General features: G+C 63.2%; 18 protein-coding genes and 1 pseudogene. 15 read left to right on the plus strand and 4 right to left on the minus strand.

Annotation, left to right across the window (positions count from 1 at the left end):
• Positions 1-336 precede the first annotated feature (336 nt).
• Positions 337-3,465, plus strand: coding sequence for an autotransporter outer membrane beta-barrel domain-containing protein (locus FXB38_RS18435; RefSeq protein ID WP_246229971.1), 3,129 nt, complete (start codon positions 337-339; stop codon positions 3,463-3,465).
• 206 nt (positions 3,466-3,671) lie between these two features.
• On the opposite strand, the pseudogene FXB38_RS18440 reads toward FXB38_RS18435, so the two are convergent.
• Positions 3,672-3,791 (minus strand): annotated as a pseudogene (locus FXB38_RS18440) (non-homologous end joining protein Ku); the annotation flags it as partial.
• A gap of 253 nt (positions 3,792-4,044) precedes the next feature.
• Here FXB38_RS18440 and FXB38_RS18445 point away from each other — a divergent pair.
• Positions 4,045-4,533, plus strand: a complete 489-nt coding sequence (locus tag FXB38_RS18445) for a lipocalin-like domain-containing protein (protein ID WP_187434969.1) — start codon at positions 4,045-4,047, stop codon at positions 4,531-4,533.
• 672 nt (positions 4,534-5,205) lie between these two features.
• The gene (locus FXB38_RS18450) at positions 5,206-6,594 is read left to right on the plus strand and encodes an MFS transporter (RefSeq protein WP_148752398.1); all 1,389 of its coding nucleotides are present in this window, start codon (positions 5,206-5,208) and stop codon (positions 6,592-6,594) included.
• Between the two features lie 8 nt (positions 6,595-6,602).
• On the opposite strand, the gene FXB38_RS18455 is transcribed toward FXB38_RS18450, so the two are convergent.
• Together FXB38_RS18455 and FXB38_RS18460 are read right to left on the minus strand one after the other, a co-directional pair.
• Positions 6,603-8,798 (minus strand): hypothetical protein, encoded by a 2,196-nt coding sequence (locus FXB38_RS18455; protein WP_148752400.1) that lies wholly within the window; start codon positions 8,796-8,798, stop codon positions 6,603-6,605.
• Between the two features lie 171 nt (positions 8,799-8,969).
• Positions 8,970-10,589, minus strand: a complete 1,620-nt coding sequence (locus FXB38_RS18460; protein WP_148752402.1) for a B12-binding domain-containing radical SAM protein — start codon at positions 10,587-10,589, stop codon at positions 8,970-8,972.
• A gap of 314 nt (positions 10,590-10,903) precedes the next feature.
• On the opposite strand from FXB38_RS18460, the gene FXB38_RS18465 reads away from it, so the two are divergent.
• From FXB38_RS18465 to FXB38_RS18510, 10 genes are all read left to right on the plus strand, one after another.
• The gene (locus FXB38_RS18465; RefSeq protein ID WP_187434970.1) at positions 10,904-11,353 is read left to right on the plus strand and encodes a (2Fe-2S)-binding protein; all 450 of its coding nucleotides are present in this window, start codon (positions 10,904-10,906) and stop codon (positions 11,351-11,353) included.
• Positions 11,354-11,364: 11 nt separating this feature from the next.
• Positions 11,365-13,551 carry a xanthine dehydrogenase family protein molybdopterin-binding subunit gene (locus FXB38_RS18470; protein WP_148752406.1) on the plus strand — a complete coding sequence of 729 codons (2,187 nt, stop codon included), beginning with the start codon at positions 11,365-11,367 and terminating at the stop codon, positions 13,549-13,551.
• A gap of 44 nt (positions 13,552-13,595) precedes the next feature.
• Positions 13,596-14,897, plus strand: a complete 1,302-nt coding sequence (locus FXB38_RS18475) for an NAD(P)/FAD-dependent oxidoreductase (RefSeq protein WP_187434998.1) — start codon at positions 13,596-13,598, stop codon at positions 14,895-14,897.
• Positions 14,890-15,339: a sulfur oxidation c-type cytochrome SoxX gene (gene soxX / locus FXB38_RS18480; RefSeq protein WP_148752410.1), complete on the plus strand. Its 450-nt coding sequence runs from the start codon at positions 14,890-14,892 to the stop codon at positions 15,337-15,339. The genes FXB38_RS18475 and soxX overlap by 8 nt, the downstream gene beginning before the upstream one ends.
• Positions 15,340-15,347: 8 nt before the next feature.
• Entirely contained in the window at positions 15,348-15,806 is a 459-nt protein-coding gene (locus tag FXB38_RS18485) for a SoxY-related AACIE arm protein (protein WP_148752411.1), read from the plus strand.
• A complete protein-coding gene (gene soxZ, locus FXB38_RS18490) occupies positions 15,806-16,123 on the plus strand; it encodes a thiosulfate oxidation carrier complex protein SoxZ (RefSeq protein ID WP_148752413.1) in 318 nt (105 codons plus the stop codon). The genes FXB38_RS18485 and soxZ overlap by 1 nt, the downstream gene beginning before the upstream one ends.
• Positions 16,120-16,899: a sulfur oxidation c-type cytochrome SoxA gene (soxA, locus tag FXB38_RS18495; RefSeq protein ID WP_187434971.1), complete on the plus strand. Its 780-nt coding sequence runs from the start codon at positions 16,120-16,122 to the stop codon at positions 16,897-16,899. The genes soxZ and soxA overlap by 4 nt, the downstream gene beginning before the upstream one ends.
• 75 nt (positions 16,900-16,974) lie before the next feature.
• Positions 16,975-18,300 carry an ABC transporter substrate-binding protein gene (locus FXB38_RS18500; protein ID WP_187434972.1) on the plus strand — a complete coding sequence of 442 codons (1,326 nt, stop codon included), beginning with the start codon at positions 16,975-16,977 and terminating at the stop codon, positions 18,298-18,300.
• Complete coding sequence (locus FXB38_RS18505) at positions 18,297-19,235, plus strand: carbohydrate ABC transporter permease (RefSeq protein ID WP_148752419.1); 939 nt, start codon at positions 18,297-18,299, stop codon at positions 19,233-19,235. The genes FXB38_RS18500 and FXB38_RS18505 overlap by 4 nt, the downstream gene beginning before the upstream one ends.
• A gap of 32 nt (positions 19,236-19,267) precedes the next feature.
• On the plus strand, positions 19,268-20,086 hold the full coding sequence (locus FXB38_RS18510) for a carbohydrate ABC transporter permease (protein ID WP_430640179.1): 819 nt from the start codon (positions 19,268-19,270) through the stop codon (positions 20,084-20,086).
• A 51-nt stretch (positions 20,087-20,137) separates the two neighbouring features.
• On the opposite strand, the gene FXB38_RS18515 is transcribed toward FXB38_RS18510, so the two are convergent.
• Positions 20,138-21,073 (minus strand): oxidoreductase, encoded by a 936-nt coding sequence (locus FXB38_RS18515; protein WP_430640180.1) that lies wholly within the window; start codon positions 21,071-21,073, stop codon positions 20,138-20,140.
• Between the two features lie 36 nt (positions 21,074-21,109).
• Between FXB38_RS18515 and FXB38_RS18520 the strand changes: the two genes are divergently transcribed.
• Together FXB38_RS18520 and FXB38_RS18525 are read left to right on the plus strand one after the other, a co-directional pair.
• Positions 21,110-21,661 (plus strand): TetR/AcrR family transcriptional regulator, encoded by a 552-nt coding sequence (locus tag FXB38_RS18520; protein ID WP_148752422.1) that lies wholly within the window; start codon positions 21,110-21,112, stop codon positions 21,659-21,661.
• Between the two features lie 229 nt (positions 21,662-21,890).
• Positions 21,891-23,738, plus strand: coding sequence for a S9 family peptidase (locus FXB38_RS18525; protein WP_246229973.1), 1,848 nt, complete (start codon positions 21,891-21,893; stop codon positions 23,736-23,738).
• Positions 23,739-23,788: the final 50 nt, after the last annotated feature.

The following is a 23,788-nucleotide window of genomic DNA, read 5'->3' on the forward strand; positions in this document are numbered from 1 at the left end:
TCCCAGGGGTTACCAAATCTGATCAGATCTCGCCCACGTGCTGATCGGATACCGATCAGGGCAGCTCAAGTAACCATGATAGCGCTCCCCGTGGCAGTATTTAGGCTGATCAGTACTGCGTCGGCGGCGAGCCCAGCCGGCAGGCGCCGGCGTCAGGCTGCCGCGGCGCTGCTTGCCGGGATGTGTCTCGCTGCGAGCAACGCGCGAGCACAGGACGCCACCTGGCTGTCCAATCCGGGCTCGGGCAGCTTCAATACCGCGGCGAACTGGATCCCGGCCGCCGTGCCAACGGGCACGGCTTTCTTCGGGGCTACGAGTACCCCCTCAATATCTTTCGTGGGCGACAACACGGTAGGTGGCTTCACCTTCAATGGGGGCGCCTCGAACTACAACTTCAGTGGCGGCGGTCTGCTGACATTCAATGGCGCCGGCATCGTTATCAACGGGGGCAGCGCTACATTCGCAAATGCCATCGACTTCATTGGTGCGGGCACCACGGCCGGTAGCGCCACGCTGAACGGTGGCGTGGATTTCTTCCAAACAAGCACAGCTGGAACTGCCACCATCAACGTTTCCGCAGGCTTTTTTGACCACAGCACGGCTGGCAACGCCACATTTACAGCCGGCAGCTCCTTGTTCCTTGACGACCACAGTACGGGCGGCAATTCGCATATTACCAATAGCACCGACATGCATTTGGCACACAGCGCCTCGGGAGGCGATGCCAGCATCACCAACACGAGCAGCGGCAGCATCTTGTTCCGGGATTCGAGCACCGCTGGCAACGCCCGGATCACCAACTCCGGCATCGTGGAGTTCGGCATCGACGGCGGTTCCGGCATCACCAACAGCACGGCCGGCAGCGCGACAATCTCCAACGTTGGTACCGGACAGATCGTATTCACCAATACCGCAAGCGCAGGCAATGCCACCATTGCGAACAACGGCACCACCTTTGGCGCAGAAATCGATTTTGGAGACAGCACCACAGCCGGTAATGCGACCATCACCAACAACGTTGGGATTATTCGGTTCGGCGCCAGCAGCACCGCCGGCAACGCCACCATCGTCAACAACGCCGTTTTCGACGATCACGACTTCCTCGTATTCAGAAATAACAGCACGGCTGGCGCCGCCATTATCATCACCAATGCCGGTAGCGTCACCGGCTTTGGTGACAGCGCCACTGGTGGCACCGCGCGCCTCATTACCAATGCGAATGGCTTCCTCGACATGTCAGGGCTGGCGACAGGCGGCATGACTGCTGGCTCAATCGAGGGTGCAGGCACCTATTTTCTTGGCGCGAACCAGCTCATTGTCGGCGGCAACGACCTCTCGACTGTCGTCAGCGGGGTCATTTCAGATGGAGGCGCAGGCGGTGGTGCCGGCGGCTCACTGGTGAAGGTCGGAGCCGGCACCCTGATCCTGTCGGGTATCAACACCTATACGGGAGCAACCGCGGTGAATGGCGGCACACTGGAAGTAAGCGGATCGATCGCCTCCACCAGCAGTGCGACGGCGGGCCCGGGGGGCGTGCTACAGGTCGACAATGGAGGCGCGTTGGGCACGGCGCCGGTTGCGCTCTCAGGCGGCTCGCTTCGCACCAACTTCAACGGGACATTCGCGAATAGCATCACGTTTTCTGCGGGCGCGCTCAGCTCTTTGACCGCAGCCACCGGAACGCAGGTCATGCTTACCGGTCCTGCCTCCATCGCAAGTGGAGCAACCGCGCAGTTCGGCTCGCTGACGGATACCGGCACGGTCGTGTTCCAGCCGGGTAGCGGGACCATCGCCCCCTCGGCGGAGGTGGTGGTCGCAGGCGGCAAGCTGATCGTGAATGGATCGCTCGCCGATGCCGCAATGAGTACGGTCAACTCGGGTGCCACCCTTGGCGGAACAGGTACCCTGGGCAACACCACTGTGGCGAGCGGCGGAACGTTCGCCCCCGGCAACGGCACGGCGGGGAGTTCGATGACCGTCGCTGGCAATCTCGCTTTCCAGTCCGGCGCGCTATATCTGGTCAGCCTCAACGCGACGAACTCGAGCTTGGCCAGCGTGACCGGCACTTCGACACTCGACGGATCGGTTGGCGTCAGCGTGGCCGCCGGCACCACTTTAGCGAAGAAGTACACCATCCTCACAGCGGCCGGGGGCGTCAGCGGGTCCTTCACCGATGTCGCGACGCCGGGCCTACCCGCGGGTGCGTCCGCCAGCCTGAGTTACGACTCCAACAATGCCTATCTGAACTTCACGCTGGATTACGGCGCCAGGAACAAGCTCAACATCAACCAGACCAATGTCGCCAACGCCCTGGCAAACTTCTTCAACGCCAATGGCGGCATCGCCGCAGCCTATGCCTCCCTGTCGCCGAACGGCCTGACGCAAGCCTCGGGCGAATCCGCAACTGGAGCGCAGCAGACGACCTTCAATGCGATGAACTTATTTCTGGGCTTGTTGACGGACCCCTTCATCGCCGGTCGCGACGGTGCCGGCAGCGGCACTCGCGTGACGCCATTCGCGGAACAGTCAGGCTCGCTGGGTTATGCGGCGAAGCCGGACAAGAATCCGCGCGATGCGCTGGCTGCGATCTATGCAAAGGCGCCGCCGCGTGGATTCGATTTCGATCACCGCTGGAACGTCTGGGCGGCCGGCTACGGCGGCTCGCAAGCGACCGACGGCAATGCGGCGCTAGGCTCGAACAATGCCAGCAGCAGCATCTACGGCACTGCTGTCGGTCTGGATTACCGCTTCTCAGCCAGCACCATCGCAGGCATGGCGCTGGCCGGCGGCGGCACCAGCTTCTCTGTCGGTGGCCTCGGTTGGGGTCGCTCCGACCTGTTCCAGGCCGGCGTCTTCCTGCGTCATACTGTCGGCCCGGCGTATCTCTCGGCTGCACTTGCCTATGGCTGGCAGGATGCGACCACCGACCGCATCGTCACCGCGGCAGGCATCGATCATCTGCGCGCGGAATTCAATGCCAACACGTTTGCGGGCCGCCTCGAGGGCGGCTATCGCTATGTGACACCGTGGATGGGCATTACGCCTTATGCCGCCGCGCAGGTCACGAATTTCGGCCTGCCGAGCTACGCCGAAAGCGTGGTGTCCGGCGGCGGCGCGTTCGCACTGGCCTATGCGGCCAAGAGCGTGACCGATACCCGCAGCGAGCTCGGCTTTCGCAGCGACAGGTCGTTCGCCATGGAGAATGCCGTGCTGACGCTGCGCGGCCGTCTTGCCTGGGCGCACGATTTCAACCCGGACCGCAGCGTGGGCGCGGTGTTCCAGGCGCTGCCGGGCGCCGCCTTCGTTGTCAACGGCGCGCGGCAGGCCAGCGACTCCGCGGTGACCACGGTCGCCGCCGAGACGAAATGGCTGGACGGCTGGTCGGCCGCCGCTACTTTCGAGGGCGAGTTCTCCAACGTGACGCGCTCCTATGCCGGCAAGGGCGTGGTGCGGTATGCGTGGTAAAGGCCTACTTTCGGCTGAAAGATGAGCATTTGATGGATGATGGATTCAAAGCAACACCGGACCGGTGACGGTACGAGGTGGTGTCGATGCGGTTCCGAAGTTCTAGGTCGGCCTCGGCCGCTTCAAAATCGCTCTTGGAAATGATGGCGGGTAACTCGATTGCCGATCGCATGTTTCGGTGAGGTCGGCGGGATAGGCTGCCGGAATGAGATAGGCCGGCGCTTCCGGTCGATGAGATCAATCAGCGCGGTTTCGTACTCGTCCTCGGACTTGTCGGGCTCGAAGGATTCGGATTTCTGATTGACGATGTGCCGGGCGAGATCAAGATGAAAGCGATAGGACGTTGCGGGGGCTGTAGCTAACACCCCGGCAGATACGCCTGCTGCCTTGTTGTTCTCTTGATCTATTTTGGCCTCGCTATCCTCGTCGGTCTTCCAATGCCGCCAGCAGGCGCCGTGCTCTGCGCACTGGCGCCTGGAGAACCTGAGGAGGTCGCAGCGAGGGAAGCGGCGTCCAATGAGTTTTATGAATCGACGATTGTTTGAATGCACCCGGTTATCTGCTGAGAGGGAGCAAGACATGGTACTTCTCCGCGTGTTTGCAGCTGCTTTTGTATGCCTCTGTTTTCAAGCTGGATTTGCCTTCGCGGAAGATACGTTGGGGCAACTCGCAGGTAGCTGGAAGCTAAGCTCATGGACAATTCAGATTATCGGTGGAGAGGCTGCTGAACCCTTCGGTCCCAATCCCAAAGGCAGGGCGATCTTCGCTGCGGACGGATACGTGACGTTCGTCACCGTGGCCGCAAATCGCAAACCGGCAACAAGCAATGACGAGTCGGCAGCCCTTCTGAAGTCGCTCCTTGCTTACTCCGGAAAATTTACGATCGAAGGAGACAAGTTTACAACCAAAGTGGATATATCGGCGAATGAGCTTCTCACCGGACAGGACCAAGTGCGATTTTTCAAGCTGGAAGGTGACCAGCTGACCATTCGAACAGCTGAACAAGTCAGCTCCGTTTTGCCCGGAAAGAGAGTGGTAGGAAGCCTTACTTGGGAACGCGAGCGCTGAGAGCGCTTGGCTGGCAATCTGTATTCAGCTTCGCCCGCTTGGATGAGGCATGAAGATGTCAGGTCAGGAAGCAGCCGGCGCGGCCAGAACCTTCAACCACGACAGACGCCTGATTTTCTGAATCTGGCTTACTGTCAGGCCGGTCTCGAGCCTGATTGAGTGTTCGCCTCCGGAAACGATCACCGTCAATTCCCCGAGCAGGTTGGTCTTGACGGTGGCCTTCCGGTATTTGACGTCGACGTCGTCGTCCGTAGCGCCCAGATCTATCCCATTACACTCGATCTTCGCGTGAAACGGGAAGCGCTATGCGCGTCCAAGCGCACGCGGCCCGATCGACCGCCATGATGACATCGTGCCGGTGTTTTGCCCGACGTGTCAACTTCGGCGGAGCGCCAGGGGTCGCGGCGACACCGCCTCAAAAAGCCCTTGTCGCTCAGGGGGCTTTCTACTGTGCATGGGGTTGTTTTCGAGCTTTTCGGTTCGGACGCGAAAGAAAAAACAGAAAAGCGCGCGCCCCTCCAGCGGCAGATTGAGCTAGAGGCGCTCGCGCAGGGTCATCGCCCGACCTTCGCGCATACAATGCATGCAAGCATATGCCTGTGGCAGCAGCCTCGGGCGTAGTACATGCCGGGAAGACCATTTGAGCCCCGCTGTCGGAGAACGCGCAAGGCAATGACAATCACGTTACCTGCCGCTGCGCGCGAGTCTGATCATCCCGTTGCCGATGGCCTGCCGGCCGAGCAGCGCCGCTGGGCGATTGCCGCGATCTTCACGGCGCTGGCGATGGCCTCGCTCGACACCGCGATCGCCAACATCGCGCTGCCCGCCATCGCCGCCGATTTGCATGTCAGCCCGGAGCAGTCGGTCTGGGTGGTCAACGTCTACCAGATCGCGCTGGTGGCGACGCTGCTGCCGCTCGGCGCGCTCGGCGAGATCGTCGGGCACCAGCGCATCTATCTCGGCGGCCTCGTGCTGTTCACCATCGCCTCGCTCCTCTGCGCCGTCGCCTGGTCGCTGGACAGCTTGCTGGTCGCGCGCACCCTGCAGGGCCTGGGTGCGAGCGGCATCATGAGCGTCAACACCGCGCTGGTGCGCTTCGTCTATCCCGGCCGGATGCAGGGGCGCGGCTTCGGCCACAACGCGCTGGTGGTCGCCACCGCCTTCACCTTCGGCCCCTCGATCGCCTCCGCGATCCTCGCGGTCGGTCCATGGCCGTGGCTGTTCGCCGTCAACATCCCGTTCGGCCTCGTCGCAATCGGCATCGGCTTTGCGATGCTGCCGAAGACGCCGCGCGCCGATCACGGCTTTGATTTCCTCGGCGCACTTCTCGCCGCCATCTGCCTCGGCCTGTTCATCACGGGCATCGGCAGCGCCGCGCATAATCTGTCGCCTGCAATCGTCGCAGTGGAGCTGGTCACGGCGCTCGCGCTCGGCTTCATCCTGACGCGCCGCCACGCCGGCCATCCCGCGCCGATGCTGCCGATCGACCTGTTCAGCCGGCCGATGTTCGCGCTGTCGGCGGCGACCGCCGTCTGCTCCTTCGCGGTGCAGGGACTCGCCTTCGTCTCGCTGCCGTTCTATTTCGAGGACGTGCTCGGACGCTCGCAGGTCGAGACCGGTTTCTTCATGACGCCGTGGCCGCTGGTGGTCGGCATCATGGCGCCGATCGCGGGACGCCTCTCCGATCGCCATCCGGTCGGCCTGTTGGGCGGCATCGGCCTCGTCCTGCTCGGTCTCGGCATGGCGCTGCTCGCGCTGCTTCCGGCGAGCCCGGGCATTCCCGATATCGTCTGGCGGATCATGATCTGCGGCATGGGGTTCGGCTTCTTCCAGGCGCCGAACATGAAGGCGATCATGTCAAGCGCGCCGCCACACCGCGGCGGCAGCGCTTCGGGCATCGTCGCCACCGCGCGCCTGACGGGGCAGACGACCGGCGCAGCGCTTGCCGCAGCGTGCTTTGCGCTCGCCGGCCACAACGGCGCGACCTTGGCCCTGGCGTTAGGCGCGGGCTTTGCCGCACTCGGCAGCGTGATGAGCTTTTTGCGGTTGGCGGTGAAGTAGGCCGGCTCTCACGGCGCCCTCTGCGCGATCGGCCGGCTCACGATCGCTGCCGCGTCGAGCGGCTCGCATGTGATCGTCCGCCGCAGCTTTGGTGGATTGTCCCAACCCGCGGTGTCGCTCAGGGGCTTATACGAGCCGCCCTGCGGCGTCAGAACGACCGGCTCCGATTTCAGGCAGGCATCGGGAAACGCCATGCCGTGTCCGCCGCCTTGCGAGAAATGCCCGACCAGCATCTGCGACGCCTGCATCCGCGCCGCCGGCGAGGCCCGCATCGAACGATCGGGATCGAACGCGCGATAGCATGGCCAGTCGGTATGACCGGGTGCGAACTCATAGGTGATCCTGCAAGCCGCGCCGGCCGATTTCACGAACGGCGCATCCGAAGGCGCCGCGGCGTCGCGCTCGAACACCAGGGTCTGCAATGTCAGTGCTTCCGTCGTCGCATCCGGCGAGACCGGCTTGCCGGGATCGATCGCGATTTCACCGCGTGAAAACACCAGCCTGGTCCTGGGTTGAACGTCCCTGGTCTCCAGCACCATCACGGGTCTTGCGGCCCAGGAGCGATCCAGCTCCACGTCGCCGCTGCCCATCGTCAATCGCACGTTGCCGAGAGCCGGGTTGTCCCTGGCGAAATCGATCATGCGGAGGCGCACGGTCTCCTTCGATGCCTCCAGGCTGAGGAAGCGCAGATCGTCGACCTTGCGCGTGATCGGCATCATCGGGTCGAAGCGATCGTCGATATTGAACCGGACGATCTTCTTCAGCTTGGCCGCGGCGGGGCCCTTGGGCGTGGCCGGCGGCGCGACGTCGATCACGAGCAACGCGCCGCCCGGCGAATAGGTATCGCCGAAGGCGCGCTGCCAGATCGCCGTCAGCGGCGAGTTCGTCCGCTGGTCGACGTCCCGCGCGAAGACGATCTGCTGTCCGGCTCGAACGACCGGAAAATTCTGGAATGCGCCGAGCGCCGCGCCCGTGTTGACAGCTTCTCCGGTGAAGTGGATGCATCTGGACCGGTCGTCATGGCCGGATTGTTCGACCGGCCTTGATGCCGAACGCGAGCAGAAGCTGAGATCGTTGTCGACCGTCTTCTGCGGACTGATGGCCGTCGCGTAGATGGGCTCCGGCGCGCCTGGAATTTCCATCGGCAGCGGAGAGGTCGCGAACATGTCGACCTCCACCATGGTCAGCAACGACTCGGCGTCCTTTGCGCACAGATCCCGCCGCGGCAGCGTATTGGTGAGAAGCCGCGCGGCGTCGGCACCAACGATGCAGGACATGGTGTCCTGCGGATTGTTCCGGCTCATCCAGATCAGATGATCCTTGCCCCTGCTGTCGACCAGCAAATGCGGTGCCGCATGATGGCGGCGCGGCGGCAGCCAGATCGGGACGGTTTCCGACAGCATCGGCTCGCGCTTGAGCAGCGCCTCCGGAAGCTTGGTCACGCCCACCGAACGCAGCTCGGCGTCGACCTCGTTCGGATCCTGCGTGTACTCGAACACAGGCAGCTTTCCGCAGGTCATGCAGGTGACGGCGATGTCCGATCGCGCGTTCTCGAAGGACAGGATGACCTGATCCGGCTCGTTGCGATATTTGGCGGGATCGACAGCCTTGAACGGATGATCCACGACACGGCTGGCCTGGAAGCCGTCAGAGCGGAACGGATCGGATTCGAACTCGAAATAGGTCGATCGATCCCAGCCGCGAAAGGCGTTGTATCCGCCCATGCTGACGCCTGCCAGGACCATCTTCGAATCGGTCTGGCAGCGCGTCGCGCTTCCGGTGCCGCTGCCATTGCGGATATAGGTGCAGAGCCGGAACGCCGCATTTTGCAGGATGCGATCGCAATCGTTCTGGTTATAGCCGTAGGTGGCGAGGCCGTGGCGATAGCAGAGATCGTGGAAGACGCAGGCCTGCCGGAAGCGCTGCAGGACGAGGTGGCGCCTGCCCTTGTCGTCCCTGCTTCCGTCGAAGAACATGTTGGTCACCGCGGGAAGGCTGCAGTTCAGTCCCTCGCCGCTGCCGCCGATCGTACTGACGACCTCCGGTCCCGATTCGAACGAGGTGACGGTGGCGGGCATCTCCCCATCGGTGATATCGTCGACATTCTTGTAGAGGGAGTCGGCGACGAACGAGGGCAGATAGTTCAAGAGCAGAAAGATCGCGACGATCGCCGCGATCGACCAGCCGATCACCTTCCTGGACATGCCGCACTCCGCTAAAGCTATTCTCGTCGCAATATGGCTGACAGGCTCGGAAATTAGCGGGCGTCGCCGCAATCGATGGCGGCCCGGTGTTAACCTGAGGACGATCGCCTCTAGGTTGTCTCGCTGTCAAGCGAGAGGCTCACAATCGCAGCGCTGAATTTGGGAGGGATGTCAGGCCAGATTTCGCGCCATGGTGGCGCCGTCAGCGACGACCGGAACCGGCATTTGCTCATCCAGCGCGGCGAGGCGCGCGTCGATGGCATCGATGACCTTGCGCGAGAACGGCCCGAGATGCGCATAGGCCGCGATCATCTGCACCGCGATCCGCGCCGAGGAGGTGTCGCGCTTGGCGCAATTCATGAAGGTCTGCCACAGCGGCCCGCGCGCCTCGGGAAGGGCTGTGACTACCTTGTGCACCGTCTCCATCGCCCCGATCCTGGCGCGAATATCGCCCACAGCCAGTTCGGAGCGTTGCCTTGAACGGTCGAGCAGTGTCATCAGGCGATCAATACGGCTTGCATAGGCAGCCGGGCTGTAGATGTGCTCCAGCACCTTCTTGTAGTCCATCAGGATGTCGCGCAACGGCCGCACCGGATCGAAGTTGATCCCGGCCGTGCACTGATCGGCGCCGATGGTCGGCGCCACGTCGTGGCCCGGATGCAGCCGGCCTTCGCGCTCGAGCCGGCGTGTGAGCTGCGTGTTCGGCAAGGCATAGAGCAGGCCGACCATGCTGACGGGAATCGCAGCCTCCTCGATGAACTCGATCATGGCCTCCGCCATCGAGACCTTCTCGTTGTCGAAGCCGACGATGAATCCCGCAGTGACGAGCATGCCGGCCGCGTAGATCTTGTGGATGCTCTCGGCGATGTTGCGCCGCGTGTTCTGCTTCTTGCGCATCGCAACCAGGGTGGCGGGATCCGGACTCTCGATGCCGACGAAGATGCCGAAGAAATTGGCCGCCCCCATCAGATCGAGCAGCTCCTGATCGTCGGCCAGGTTGACCGAGGCTTCCGTGGAGAGTTCGAACGGGTAGCCATGGGCGCGCTGCCATTCGGCCAGTTGGGGCAAGAACAGCCGCAGCGACTTCTTGTTGCCGATGAAATTGTCATCGACGAAGTCGAGATGTCCCCGGTAGCCCATCCGGTAGAGCGTCTCGAGCTCGGCCAGGATCTGCTCGTTCGTCTTGGTCCGCGGCACGCGGCCGTAGAGCTCGATGATGTCGCAGAACTCGCAGGTGAACGGACAGCCGCGCGAATACTGCACACCGAGATAGAGATAGTCCTCGAACTTAAGCAGGTCGAACCGCGGCACCGGCGTCTTGGTGACGTCGGCCTGGAATTTCGGCGCGGTGAAAGTGCCGGAACGCGCCCCACCCTCCCAGGCCGCGATGAACTCATCGATGACGCTTTCGGCCTCGCCGAGCACCCGGATGTCGGCCCTCTCATAGATGTGGGGGCTCGAGGTGGGATCGGGGCCGCCGACCACCACCGGCTTGCCCGCCGCGCGGCAGAGCTCGATCAAACGCAGCGTGTCGGCCTGCTGCGGCAGCATTCCCCCGGTGAAGACGACGTCGGCCCAGGCGAGATCCTCGTCGCCGAAGGGCGCCGTATTGCAATCGATCAGCCGGACCGTCCAGCTTTCGGGCAACATTGCCGCGACGGTGATCAGGCCCAGAGGGGCGGCTGGGCGCTTGACGCCCAGCACCTTGCAGGATTCGCCAAAGCTCCAGAAGGACTCTGCCGAGAACAGCGGATAGAGCATCAGCACGTTGCAGGGACTCGGCACGTTCATGGAACTCCTTTTGCTTCGCACCAGTGTATCAGAGCGTTGGGGTCTTGCACCCGAACAAGAGCGTCAAACTGTCGCTTTCGCATCGCGGCCCGACGTCGCCTTAGGCCGTATTCCTGGCGTCCAGGGAGATGGCTTGAATTGGGCGCCACGATGGCTTTTTCAGCGAGCGCATAACACCGGCCACTCTATAATCTTCCCGCGACCGCGGAAATCTTGATGGCTTACCCCTCAGAGTGTTGATTTGAACAGTTCCAGCTTGCCGGACACATTGGCCCCTGAGTCCATCGGTGGATGGGCCAATCAGGGGACTTGCGATGGCAAACCTAACAATCAACGGGAAAACCTTCACGCTTGACGTCGAGCCGGACACCCCGCTGCTCTGGGCGATCCGCGAAAATGCCGGGTTGACCGGCACCAAATATGGCTGCGGCATTGCACAATGCGGCGCCTGCACCGTGCACATGGACGGTGTCGCCATCCGCTCTTGCGGGATCTCGGTCGCCGAGGCCGAGGGCAAGCCAATCACCACGATCGAAGGGCTCGCCTCGGGCAGCACGCTGCACAAGGTGCAGCAGGCCTGGATCGCCAAGGACGTTCCGCAGTGCGGCTATTGCCAGAGCGGCATGATCATGGCCGTGGCCGCGCTCCTGAGCGAGAAGCCGAAGCCGACCGACGCCGACATCGACGAGGCCATCACCAATATCTGCCGCTGCGGCACCTTCCAGCAGGTGCGCGAAGCGATCCACACGATCGCAAGCGCCTGAGGAGCCGGCACATGAACAAGCATGTTTCTCCCAAGATGAACCGCCGCTCCTTCATCATCGGCACCGCCGCTGTCGGCACGGGCCTCGCCATCGGTCTTGATATCCCGTTCGGCGGTCCCGCCGTGGTTCGCGCAGCCGACGGCTCGCCCGAGGTCAACGCCTGGGTCGTGGTCAGGCCCGACGACACCGTGGTGATCCGCATCGCCCGCTCCGAGATGGGCCAGGGTTCGCTCACCGGCCTCGCCCAGCTGGTCGCCGAGGAGCTCGAATGCGACTGGTCGAAGGTCACGACCGAATATCCGACACCCGGCCAGAGCGTCGCCCGCAAGCGCGTCTGGGGCGATTTCTCGACCGGCGGCAGCCGCGGCATCCGGAGCTCGCAGGACTATGTCCGCAAGGGCGGCGCCACCGCGCGTGTGATGCTGATCCAGGCCGCCGCCGACGAGTGGAAGGTGCCGGCCGCCGAATGCACCGTCGCCAAGGGCGTCATCACGCACAAGGCATCGGGCAAGACGACGACCTACGGCAAGGTCGCCGAAGCCGCGGCGAAGCTGACGCCGCCGGCCGACGTCAAGCTGAAGGATCCCAAGGACTGGACCATCGTAGGCAAGGGCCTGCTACGGCTCGACACCGCAGACAAGACCACCGGCACGATGGTCTACGGCATCGACATCAAGCTGCCGGGCATGCTGAACGCCGCGATCAAGGATTGCCCCGTGTTCGGTGGCAAGGTGAAGAGCTTCGACGAAGCCAAGGTCGACGGCATGAAAGGCGTCAAGAAGGTCGTCAAGGTCGGCGATTCCGCGGTCGCGGTCGTTGCCGACACCTGGTGGCACGCCAAGACCGCGCTGGAAGCGCTGCCGATCGTCTGGGACGAGGGCGACAACGCAAAGGTCTCGAGCGAGACGATTGCGAAGTGGCTGGCCGAGGGCCTCGACGACGCGCAGCCGGCCTATGTCGGCAACAAGAACGGTGACGTGAAGGCGGCCATTGCCGGCGCCGCGAAGAAGGTCGAGGCCGTCTACAACTATCCCTATCAGAACCACGCCACGATGGAGCCGATGAACGCCACCGCGCTCTACACCGCGGACAAATGCGATGTCTGGTGCGGCACGCAGAATGGCGAGGCGGCCTTCGCCGCAGTGCTGGAGGCCTCGGGCCTGCCGGCGGAGAAGTGCGACGTGCACAAGGTGATGCTCGGCGGCGGCTTCGGCCGGCGCGGCATGACGGACTATGTCCGCCAAGCCGTCGCGATCGCCAAGCAGATGCCGGGCACGCCGATCAAGCTGTTATGGTCGCGCGAAGAGGACATGACGCACGGAAGGTATCATCCGATCACCCAGTGCAAGATGACCGGCGCGTTCGATGCCGACAACAATCTGGTCGCGCTGCACTACCGCCTGTCCGGGCAGTCGATCCTGTTCTCGTTGCGCCCCGAAGCGTTGCAGAACGGCATGGATCCGGCCGCCTTCCAGGGCGTCGCCCAATCCGGCGAGGCCGCGTTCGGCTATTCGGTGCCGAACCTGCTGATCGAGCATGCGATGCGCAACCCGCATGTTCCGCCCGGCTTCTGGCGCGGCGTGAACGTCAATCACAACGCGATCTACATGGAATGCTTCATGGACGAGCTGGCCCATGCCGCAGGCCAGGACCCGCTCGAATTCCGCCGCAAGCTGATGGGCAAGAATCCCAAGCATCTGGCGGTGCTCAATGCCGTGGCCGAGAAGATCGGCTGGACAACGCCGGCACCGCAGGGCGTCTATCGCGGCATCGCGCAGGTGATGGGCTATGGCAGCTATGTCGCCGGCGCCGCCGAAATCTCGGTGACGGACGGCAGCAAGATCAAGGTGCTTCGCATCGTCGCCTCCACCGATCCCGGCTACGTCGTCAATCCGGCGCAGGTGGAGCGGCAGATCGCGGGCTCCTTCGTTTATGGCCTCTCGGCGCTGTTCTACGGCGGCTGCACCGTCAAGGACGGCCGCATCGAGCAAACCAACTTCGACACCTTCAACTCGATGCGGATCAACGAGATGCCGAAGGTGGAATCGGTGATGGTGCCGAGCGGCGGATTCTGGGGCGGTGTCGGCGAGCCGACCATCGGTGTTGCGGCGCCTGCGGTGCTCAACGCCTACTTCGCGGCGACCGGCAAGCGTATCCGCTCGGTGCCGCTGCGCGACCAGAACATCAGTTTCGCGTAAGAGAAGCCGCGGCGGCCGTTATGGCCGCCGCGGCACTTGCCGGGATGATCCACATGACCACGCGACCGATGACACGGCGCACTGCCGTGCTCGGCATCACCGCCGCGACCGCGACATTGGCGCGGCCATCGGTCTTGCGCGCGCAATCGACAGGCCGCGTCGTCGTGGTCGGGGGCGGCTTCGGTGGAGCAGCCTGCGCCCGCGCGCTCAAGCGCGCGCGAGGAGACTTGCAAGGAGACTTGCAAGTCATCCTGATCGAACCCAATGCGGTCTTCACCTCCTGCCCCTTCAGCAACGAGGTCATCGCGGGCCTGCGCGACATCGAAGCGCAGCAGTTTGACTACGACAGGCTAGCTGCCGAAGGCGTCACCGTGATCGGTCAGGCCGTGACCACCATCGAGCCACAGCTGCGCGGCGTCCTGACGGCCGATGGCGTCGCGCTGCCCTATGACCGCCTCGTGCTATCGCCGGGCATCGACTTTCACTTCGATGCCCTGCCCGGCTATGACGCGGCCGCAGTCGCATCTGAAAAGATGCCGCACGCCTGGAAGGCCGGCGCGCAGACGCTGCTGCTGCGCAGGCAGCTGGAGGCGATGGACGACGGTGGCACGGTCGCCATCGCGATCCCCGCCAATCCCTCGCGCTGCCCGCCCGCGCCCTACGAGCGCGCCAGCTTGATCGCGCATTATTTGAAGACGCGGAAGCCGCGCTCGAAAGTGCTGATCCTCGATGCCAAGGACGATTTCCCGCAGCAGCGGCTGTTCGAGAAGGCATGGAAGGAGCTTTACGGCGAGATGATCGAGCGCATCGGCCTGTCGCAAGGCGGCCGCGTCACCTCGGTCGATCCCGCGACCAAAACCATCGTCACGGAGTTCGGCAACTACACGCCTGACGTCGCCAACGTCATCCCGCCGCAGCGCGCCGGGCACATTGCCGAGATCGCGGGCGCAACTGACGCCACCGGCTGGTGCCCGATCGATCCTGTGACCTTCGAGTCAAAGCTCGTCAAAAACGTCCATGTCATCGGCGACGCCTGCCTCGGCGGCGGCATTCCCAAATCGGCATCGGCCGCAAACGCACAAGGCAAGGCCTGCGCTGCAGCCATCGTCAACCTGCTCGCCGGCCGTACGCCGGAGGCGCCACGGCTGACCGGCGTCTGCTACAACACCGTCGCACCCGGCTACGGCTTCTCGCTCGCCGGCAACTACCAGCCGAGAGGCGACATCTTTGCCGAGGTCGAAGGCGGCGCGACGAGTCCGGTCGATGCGCCGCGTGAACTGCGCGCCCGCGAGGCGGCCGAGGCGGAACGCTGGTTTCAAACCATCACGGCGGATACTTTTGGCTAGATCGACGGTCCACATCGTTGCCCTGATCGCCAGCCTCGCGCTCGTCTCCAACACGAGCGCCGAGGGACTCGCGCCCTACAAGATTGTCGGCGACGGCATCGCGGAATCGCTCACTGGCTCGCCTGGCGATCCCGCGCGCGGGCGCGCGCTGGTGCTGGCACGCACGACGACCTGTATCCTCTGCCATTCCGGCCCGTTCCCGGAAACGCGGTTTCAGGGCGACCTCGCGCCTGATCTCACCGGCGCGGGGAACCGCTGGACTGTGAGCCAGTTGCGGCTTCGGATGGTGGACGCCTCGCGCTTCAACCCGGACACCATCATGCCGTCCTATTACCGCAACGACGGCCTCGTCCGCGTCGGACGCAATTTCACCGGCAAACCGATACTGTCGGCCGCGGAGATCGAGGACATCGTGGCTTATCTTGCAACACTTCGGAACTAGGACTGGTCATGCCAACGACGCGACGACAATTTCTAACCCTGGCTGGCAGTGTCACGGTCATTCCAATCGTTACACCACGGCCGGTCGAAGCAACGCCCGCGATGCTCAACACGGCCATCCGCAACATCGTCGGCGAGGCGCCAATTCGCACCGGCAAGGTCAAGCTCGACATTCCGCCTCTGGTCGAGAACGGCAACACGGTGCCGATGACGGTCAGCGTCGCGAGCCCGATGACGGCGGACGACTACGTCAAGAGCATCCACGTCTTCAACGAGAAGAACCCGCAGCCGAACATAGGTCATTTCTATCTGAGCCCTTCTTCCGGCCGCGCCCAGATCTCGACGCGGATCCGGCTCGCCGACACCCAGAAGGTGGTCGCGATCGCCCGCCTCTCCGACGGCAGCTTCTGGCAGGTCGCAGCGGATATTGTCGTGACGCTGGCCGCCTGCACCGAGGAGGTGAACTGATGGCCGCCCTCATCAACGTCCCGGCGAAGGCCAAGCGCGGCGACATCATCGAGATTCGCACGCTGACCTCGCACATCATGGAAACCGGCTTTCGCCACACCGTGGACGGTGCGCTGGTGCCGCGCGACATCATCACGAGCTTCACCTGCCGCTACAACGGCACCGAGATCTTCCGCGCCGATCTGTTTCCGGCCATCGCCGCCAATCCCTATTTGTCCTTTTTCACGGTCGCCAGGGAGAGCGGCAAGTTCGAGTTCGAATGGATCGGCGACAACGGCTATTCGTCCACCGCATCGGCATCGATCACGGTCGAATGAATTTTTGGCGCGCGATAGTGCTGGCGGCGCTGGCCGCCACGGCTCCTGCCCTGCTCGCCGGCGAAATCCCGCCCGACGCGCGCCGCTCCGGCTATTCCTTCATGGGCCCCGATACCCGCGCCATGCAGGATGACGACAGCTCCAATCCGGGCATGCTGTTCGTGCTCGACGGCGAGGCGCTGTGGACGAAGAAGGCGGGCAGCGCGCACAAGGCGTGCGCGGACTGCCATGGCGATGCGCGAAGCAGCATGAAGGGCATCGCGGCCCGCTATCCCGCCTTCGACAAGGCGCTCGCGCGCCCCGTCACGCTCGACCAGCGCATCAACCTCTGCCGCGCCAATCATCAGCAGGCAGCACCGCTGCCCTACGAGAGCCGCGACGTCCTGGCGCTGTCTGCCTTCGTTGCCCACCAATCGCGCGGCGTCGCAATCACCGCAGGCGACGATCCACAACTCAAGCCTTTCGTCGAACAAGGCCGCAATCTCTTCATGCAGCGCGAGGGTCAGCTCAACCTGGCCTGCACCAATTGCCACGACGACAACTTTGAGAAGCGCCTCGCGGGCTCGCCGATCACGCAAGCGCAGCCGACCGGCTATCCGCTCTATCGGCTGGAATGGCAGACGCTGGGATCGCTGGAGCGGCGCCTGCGCAGCTGCATGACCGGTGTCCGCGCCCAGGCCTATGACTACGGCGCGCCCGAACTGGTGGCGCTCGAGCTCTATCTGATGTCGCGGGCCCGCGGAATGCCGATGGAAACGCCAGCGGTGCGACCGTAACGCCCAAATTAGGGCTAGGCAGGCGTGGAACGGTCGCTAGTATCCCCCCAAATTGAGTCACAGGGAGGAACTAAAGTGGCTGACCACAAAATCTCGCGCCGTACGCTTTTGACCGGCACTGCCGCAGCTGGCGCGCTCAGCCTGACGGGATTGCCGGCGCGCGCCGAGGTGAACTGGAAGAAATATGCCGGGACCAAGCTGGAGGTGATCCTCGCCAAGGGACCGCGCGGCGATAATCTGCAAAAATATGTCAAGGAATTCACCGAGCTCACCGGTATCCAGGTCGAAGCCGAGCAGATTCCCGAGCAGCAGCAGCGCCAGAAGGTCGTGATCGAGCTGACCTCGGGACGGCCGAGCTTCGACGTGGTCCATATCAGCTATCATGTGCAGAAGCGGCAATTCGAGAAGGCTGGCTGGCTCGCCGACATAACGCCCTATTTAAAGGATCCGACGCTGACCGCGCCCGACCTCGTCGAGAGCGATTTCTCGGCTGCCGGCTTGCAATACGCCAGGAACGACAAGGGCCAGATGCTGTCGCTGCCCTGGTCGGTCGACTATTTCATCCTCTATTACAACAAGGAGCTCTTCCAGAAGAAGGGCGTTGCGGTGCCCAAGACACTGGACGAGATGGCCGCAGCCGCCGAGAAGCTCACCGACACTAAGGAAGGCACCTACGGGTTCGTCGGGCGCGGCTTGCGCAACGCCAACATGGCATTGTGGGGCAACTTCTTCCTCGACTATGGCGGTGAATTCCTCGACGCCAAGGGCAACATCCTGACTGATGGCCCCGAAGCCGTTGCCGCGACCAAGCTGTACCAGACGCTGCTGACGAAGTCGGCACCTCCCGGCGTCGCCGGCTTCAACTGGATGGAATCGATGGCCTCCTTCACACAAGGAAGGTCTGCGATGTGGATCGATGGCGTCGGCTGGGCACCGCCGCTCGAAGATCCGGCCGCCTCGCGCGTCGTCGGCAAGGTCGGCTACACCGTCGTCCCAGCCGGACCGAAGGGACAATACTCGGCCACTTACGGCGATGGCGTCGGCATTGCAGCCGCTAGCAAGAACAAGGAAGCCGCCTACCTGCTCTGCCAGTGGATCGTCTCCAAGCAGCAGGGCGCACGGCTGTTGCAGGCGGGCGGTGGCGTGCCATTTCGCAATTCGATCCTGAACGATCCCGAGATCCAGAAGGGCGTGAAGATGCCCAAGGAATGGCTACAGTCGGTGGTCGATTCCGCCAAGATCAGCAAGCTCGGTCTTCCCGTCGTGATCCCGGTCGCCGAATTCCGCGACATCGTCGGCGCGGCGGTCACTGCGACGCTGTCTGGCGCCGATCCCGCGACTGAGCTGAAGAAGGCCAACGATCAGTACCGGCCGATCCTGGAGCGTAGCGAAAAGGCGTGAGTGCGTTGACACAATCGACTCCGGGCGCGGCACAGTCTGCTGCCGCGCCGGAGAAGGAACTGCGGCCGCCGTCCTATTGGCCGTTCGTGGTGCCGGCGCTCGTCGTCGTGCTCGCCATCATCATCTTCCCGTGGGTCTTCACCATCTGGATGAGCCTGAACGAGTGGAAGGTCGGCTCGTCGACCACCTTCGTCGGATTGTCCAACTATCTGCGCCTGACCAGCGATCCTCGCTTCATCGAGGCGATCGGACATACGCTGGTCTACACCGTGCTGTCTGTGGTGTTGCCGCTCGTGTTCGGCACATTCGCGGCCGTGGTGTTTCACCAGAAATTCGCGGGACGCGGCTTCCTGCGCGGTGTCTTCATCATGCCGATGATGGCAACGCCCGTGGCGATCGCACTGGTCTGGACCATGATGTTCCACCCGCAGCTCGGCGTGCTGAACTATCTGCTGTCGCTGGTCGGCATCCCTCCGCAGCTCTGGGTGTTTCACCCGGCAACGGTGATCCCCTCGCTGGTGCTGGTCGAGACCTGGCAATGGACGCCGCTGGTGATGCTGATCGTGCTCGGCGGCCTCGCCGCGATCCCGACCGAGCCTTACGAGAGCGCGCAGATCGACGGCGCGAACCTGTGGCAGGTGTTCCGCTTCATCACCCTGCCGCTGATCATGCCATTCCTGTTCATCGCCGGCATGATCCGCATGATCGACGCCGTGAAGAGCTTTGACATCATCTTTGCGATCACGCAGGGCGGACCGGGCTCGGCCTCGGAGACGATCAACATCTATCTCTACAGCGTCGCCTTCTCTTATTACGACCTCGGCTACGGCTCGGCGATCGCGGTCGTGTTCTTCCTGCTGATTGTCCTGCTTGCGGCGGTGATGCTCTACGCGCGCCAGCGCATGCTGTGGACCGAGATCGCGAGCGACGCATGACTCCAAGTCAATTCAACATGCGTCGAATCAACATGCGTCAAATCATCGGCAAGATCAGCCTGTGGTTCGCGGTACTGGTCATCGTGTCGCCGGCAATCCTGTTCTTCCTCTGGATGGTGTCGCTCTCGCTGAAATTCGAGGTCGACAACGCCGCCTACCCACCGGTCTTCATCCCCGAGCATTTCGCCTGGAAGAACTATGCCGACGTGGTCGCCTCCAATCGATTCGTGACCTATTTCTTCAACAGCCTGATCGTGACCGGGAGCGCGACGGCGCTCGCGCTGATCGTCGGCGTCCCCGCCGGTTACGGCATCGCGCGCATGGCCGCGCATAAATCCGCGATCGTGATCCTGATCGCCCGCATCACGCCCGGCCTGTCCTACCTCATCCCGCTGTTCCTGCTGTTCCAGTGGCTGGGACTGCTCGGCACGCTGGTGCCGCAGATCATCATTCATCTCGTGGTGACGGTACCGATCGTGATCTGGATCATGATCGGCTATTTCGAGACGACTCCGCTCGAGCTGGAGGAAGCCGCGCTGATCGACGGCGCCACGCGCTGGCAGGTGTTCCGCCACGTCGCGCTGCCGATTGCAAAGCCCGGCATCGCGGTCGCCTTCATCCTCGCGGTGATCTTCTCCTGGAACAATTTTGTGTTCGGCATCGTGCTGGCCGGACGCGAGACCCGCACCCTGCCCGTCGCCGTCTACAACATGATCTCGTTCGACCAGCTGAGCTGGGGACCGCTCGCCGCCGCTGCGCTGATCGTCACTCTCCCGGTGCTGCTGCTCACGGTATTCGCCCAGCGGCAGATCGTGGCCGGGCTCACGGCAGGTGCGGTCAAGGGCGGGTGACCGCTCCTCACCCAGCGATACGATGCTGACGCTTGTTCCGGCCGCATGCCGTCAAAAGGCTCGCGCCGCGCGGGGAGGCTGCGATGCGGCTACCACATCGAGCCGCAGATCCTTTCGAATCCCGGCGTCCACCAGACCGGCCGGCGCGAACCTGCGAAGGAGCCGCAGGCGGTTCGCGAGCTTGCCGGCCGCATACCGGAGTTTCGGCCGCGCCGCGCTCGCCGCTTTCAGAACGGTGTCGGCCACCACGTCAGGGGACTCGGCCGTTGTCATCACCTCGTTCACCCGTTTGGTGACGCCCGCGCGAGACTCGCGATACTCATCGAGCTTGGCATCCGGCTCCATGAAGTTCGCATCGAATGGCGTCTTCGTGTACGCTGGCTCGATGACCGAGACGCGGATGCCGCGCGTGCGCAGCTCATGGTCGAGCGATTCCGAATAGCCTTCCACCGCGTGCTTGGTCGCAGCATAGAGCGCGCCATAAGGCATCGGTAGAAAGCCAAGCACGGAGCCGATGTTGATGATACGACCATTCCCTTGGCGTCGCATGTGAGGCACGACGGCGCGCGTCATCCGGATCAGTCCGAAGAAATTCGTGTCGAAAATCGATCGAGCCTGATCCATCGAGCTCTCTTCCGCTCCGGCAGGGGCAACACCGAAGCCGGCGTTGTTCACGAGCAGATCGATGCGGCCCTCGCGCTGCATCACTTCGCCGACGGCGGCTTCAACGGATTCATCGCTGGTCACATCGAGGGCCAGCATCTCGAACGACCGCCCGCCGGCCTGTGCGCCTCGTCTGCTGGTGCCGTAGACCTTGTAGCCGGCTTTCGCGAGCCGCTCCGCCGTGGCTTCGCCGATGCCTGATGAGGCGCCGGTAACAAGCGCGATCCTTGTGTTGGTCGTATTCACGAGCTTCTCCTGTGAGGGTGCCAGCCCCGAACCATTTTGATTACGGTCGTAACTATTGATGTAAATGACGATCGTCATTATGATTGTCAAGACCCGGGACCAAGGATCTGTGACATGCGCGTTTCAAAGGAACAGGCGGCCAAGAATCGCGAGCGCATTCTCGATGCCGCCTCCCGCCTCATGCGAGAGCGAGGCATCTCCGGCATGGGTGTCGACGCGCTGGCCGACGCTGCCGGGATGACCCATGGCAGCATGTACAGTCAGTTCGGCTCCAAGGAACGGCTTGTCGAAGAAGCGGTGGCTCACGCCGTTGTCGGCAAAGAGCGAGAAATACCCGACGGATTTGCGCTCGGGGACTATTTTTCCGAGTACCTCTCGGCGGGACATCGCGACAAACCGGGAAGCGGTTGCCCTTTCGCAGCCCTGTGTTGTGAGATGCCGCGCCAAAGTGGCGGCGTGAGAGAACGTTTCACAGCCGGAGTGCGGCGCATGATCGGGCTGCTGAGTGCTCGAATGGCCTCAACGCTAAAGCCGCGGCAGCGCGAAGAGAAGGCGCTCGCGACGGCCGCCTCCCTGATCGGAGCACTCGTGCTCGCCCGGGCCGTGAACGATCCCAAGCTGTCGGACGACATTCTTCGCGCGACCAGAAATCAGTTAGGCGATTGATCGCACCTAGTAGCGCCGCCGACGTTTCTACGTGGAGTTGACGGACGGTCCGCGCGCCCGTATGCTACACATCGTAGCGCTACTATACGTGACAACAAAGGCATAAACTGCGCTGGTTGTGCACACGAACGCGATAGAGACGCCAATGTCAGCTCGCCCCCTGATTCCGCGCCGGAAGCTGTTTGGTAATCCCACATACGTTGGAGCCAAGCTATCGCCGGATGGTCGATTGCTGTCCTGGCTTGCTCCCGTCGACGGCGTTCTGAACGTCTGGGTGTCACCGGTCGACAGCATCGCCGCAGGACAGCCAGTGACGCGCACCCGAGGCCGACCAATCAACTGGCAGACCTGGAGCCCGGATGGTCGCTACATCATGTTTCTCAACGACGAGAACGGGGACGAAAACCTGCATTTGTTCGTCGTCGATCCCCACACGCAGGAGCTCCGTGATCTAACGCCATTCGCGAACGTCCGGGCGCTTCCGACCTACTGGTCGCATGTTGTGCCGGACAAGATCGCGGTCAATCTCAACGATCGCGACCCGCGTTGGCACGACACCTTCCTGCTCGATCTGGCAAGCGGCGAGCGTTCCCTGATCTGGGAAAACCGTCAGGAGTTCGACTATGTCGGGCTCGACTGGCAGCTGAGGCCGCGCCACGCCCGCAGCAACGCGGCCGACGGAGGTACACGGCTTTGGCGCCTCGAGGGTGGGGAGGCGACGCACTGGCGCGACGTTCCGTTCGAGGCCTACACAAGTACACGGCTCTGGACGTTCGACGCCGGATGTAACCACCTCCACATGAGCTCGAGCCTGGAGCATGACAAGTCGACGCTGCTGCGGGTCGACTGGTGGACCGGTGACGAGCGCGTCCTGTATCAAAGCGACTGCGCCGACGTGACGGGCGCCATCTTCAATACCAAAACCTTCGAACCGGAAGCAGTTTGCATCGACCCCGGCCGGCAGGAATGGACGGCATTAACGCCAGCGGTCGCGAGCGAACTCGACCTGATCAAGAGGCGACTGCCGGACCACGCGTTTTATGTCGAAAGCCAGAGTGATGACGACCGCCGATGGATCGTGGCGAGCCACGCGCCAGATCAACCTGTCACATATCATCTCCTTGACCGCGACAGGCAGACCATCGCCGAGCTGTTCACGGCGCGGCCCGAGCTAAGACCCTACCGCCTCGCGCCGATGCAGGAAATTCAGGGCAAGTCGCGCGACGGACTCACGCTCGTCTCCTACCTGACCTTGCCGGCGGATGTCGAGGGCGACCGCCCGCCCCAGCCGCTGCCGATGGTCCTCATCGTCCATGGCGGTCCGTGGGGCCGGGACATCTACGGGTATCGCCGGGATCACCAATGGCTGGCCGATCGTGGCTATGCCGTGCTTTCGGTCAACTATCGGGGATCGACGGGCTTCGGCAAGGCGTTCGTCGCCGCGAGCGAGAAAGAGCACGCGCGAAAGATGCACTACGATCTCATCGACATTGTCGATTGGGCGATCGCCGAAGGCATCGCGCAAAAGGACAAGGTCGCGATCTTCGGCCTGTCCTACGGCGGACTGGCCTCGTTCGTCGGCGCGACCTTCACACCGGAGGTGTTTTGTTGCTCAGTGCCGGTGGTCGGCATCTCCAACCTGCGAACGTTGCTGGAATCGATGCCACCCTACTGGGCGGGTTTCGCTGAATTCATGTATCGCAGCTACGGCGATCCACGCACCGAGGAAGGCCGCAAGCTGCTCGCCGAACGCTCACCAATCAACAACGTCGACAATATCAAGAAGCCCATGCTGATCTTTCATGGCGCCAACGACGTTCGCTGCAAGATCGCGGAGAGCGACACCATCGTCGCCGCCATGCAGGCGAAAAACATTCCCGTGACCTACATCGTCTATCCCGACGAGGGGCACGGATTCCAGAGGCCGCCGAACCAACTCTCCCATCTCGCAATTGCCGAAGCGTTCTTTGCACGGCATCTGGGCGGCGCCTGCGAGCCCGTTGGCGAGGATTTCAAGGGATCCAGTCACGAGGTTCGTGCCGGGGCCGATATCCTGTCCGATCTGGGCGTGGCCTGAAAAAGCGGCCGGGCGACGTGGCGTCACTCGGCCGCGATCAATGCTGGCTA

It is taken from the genome of Bradyrhizobium cytisi, assembly GCF_008123515.1.
GTDB lineage: Bacteria > Pseudomonadota > Alphaproteobacteria > Rhizobiales > Xanthobacteraceae > Bradyrhizobium > Bradyrhizobium cytisi.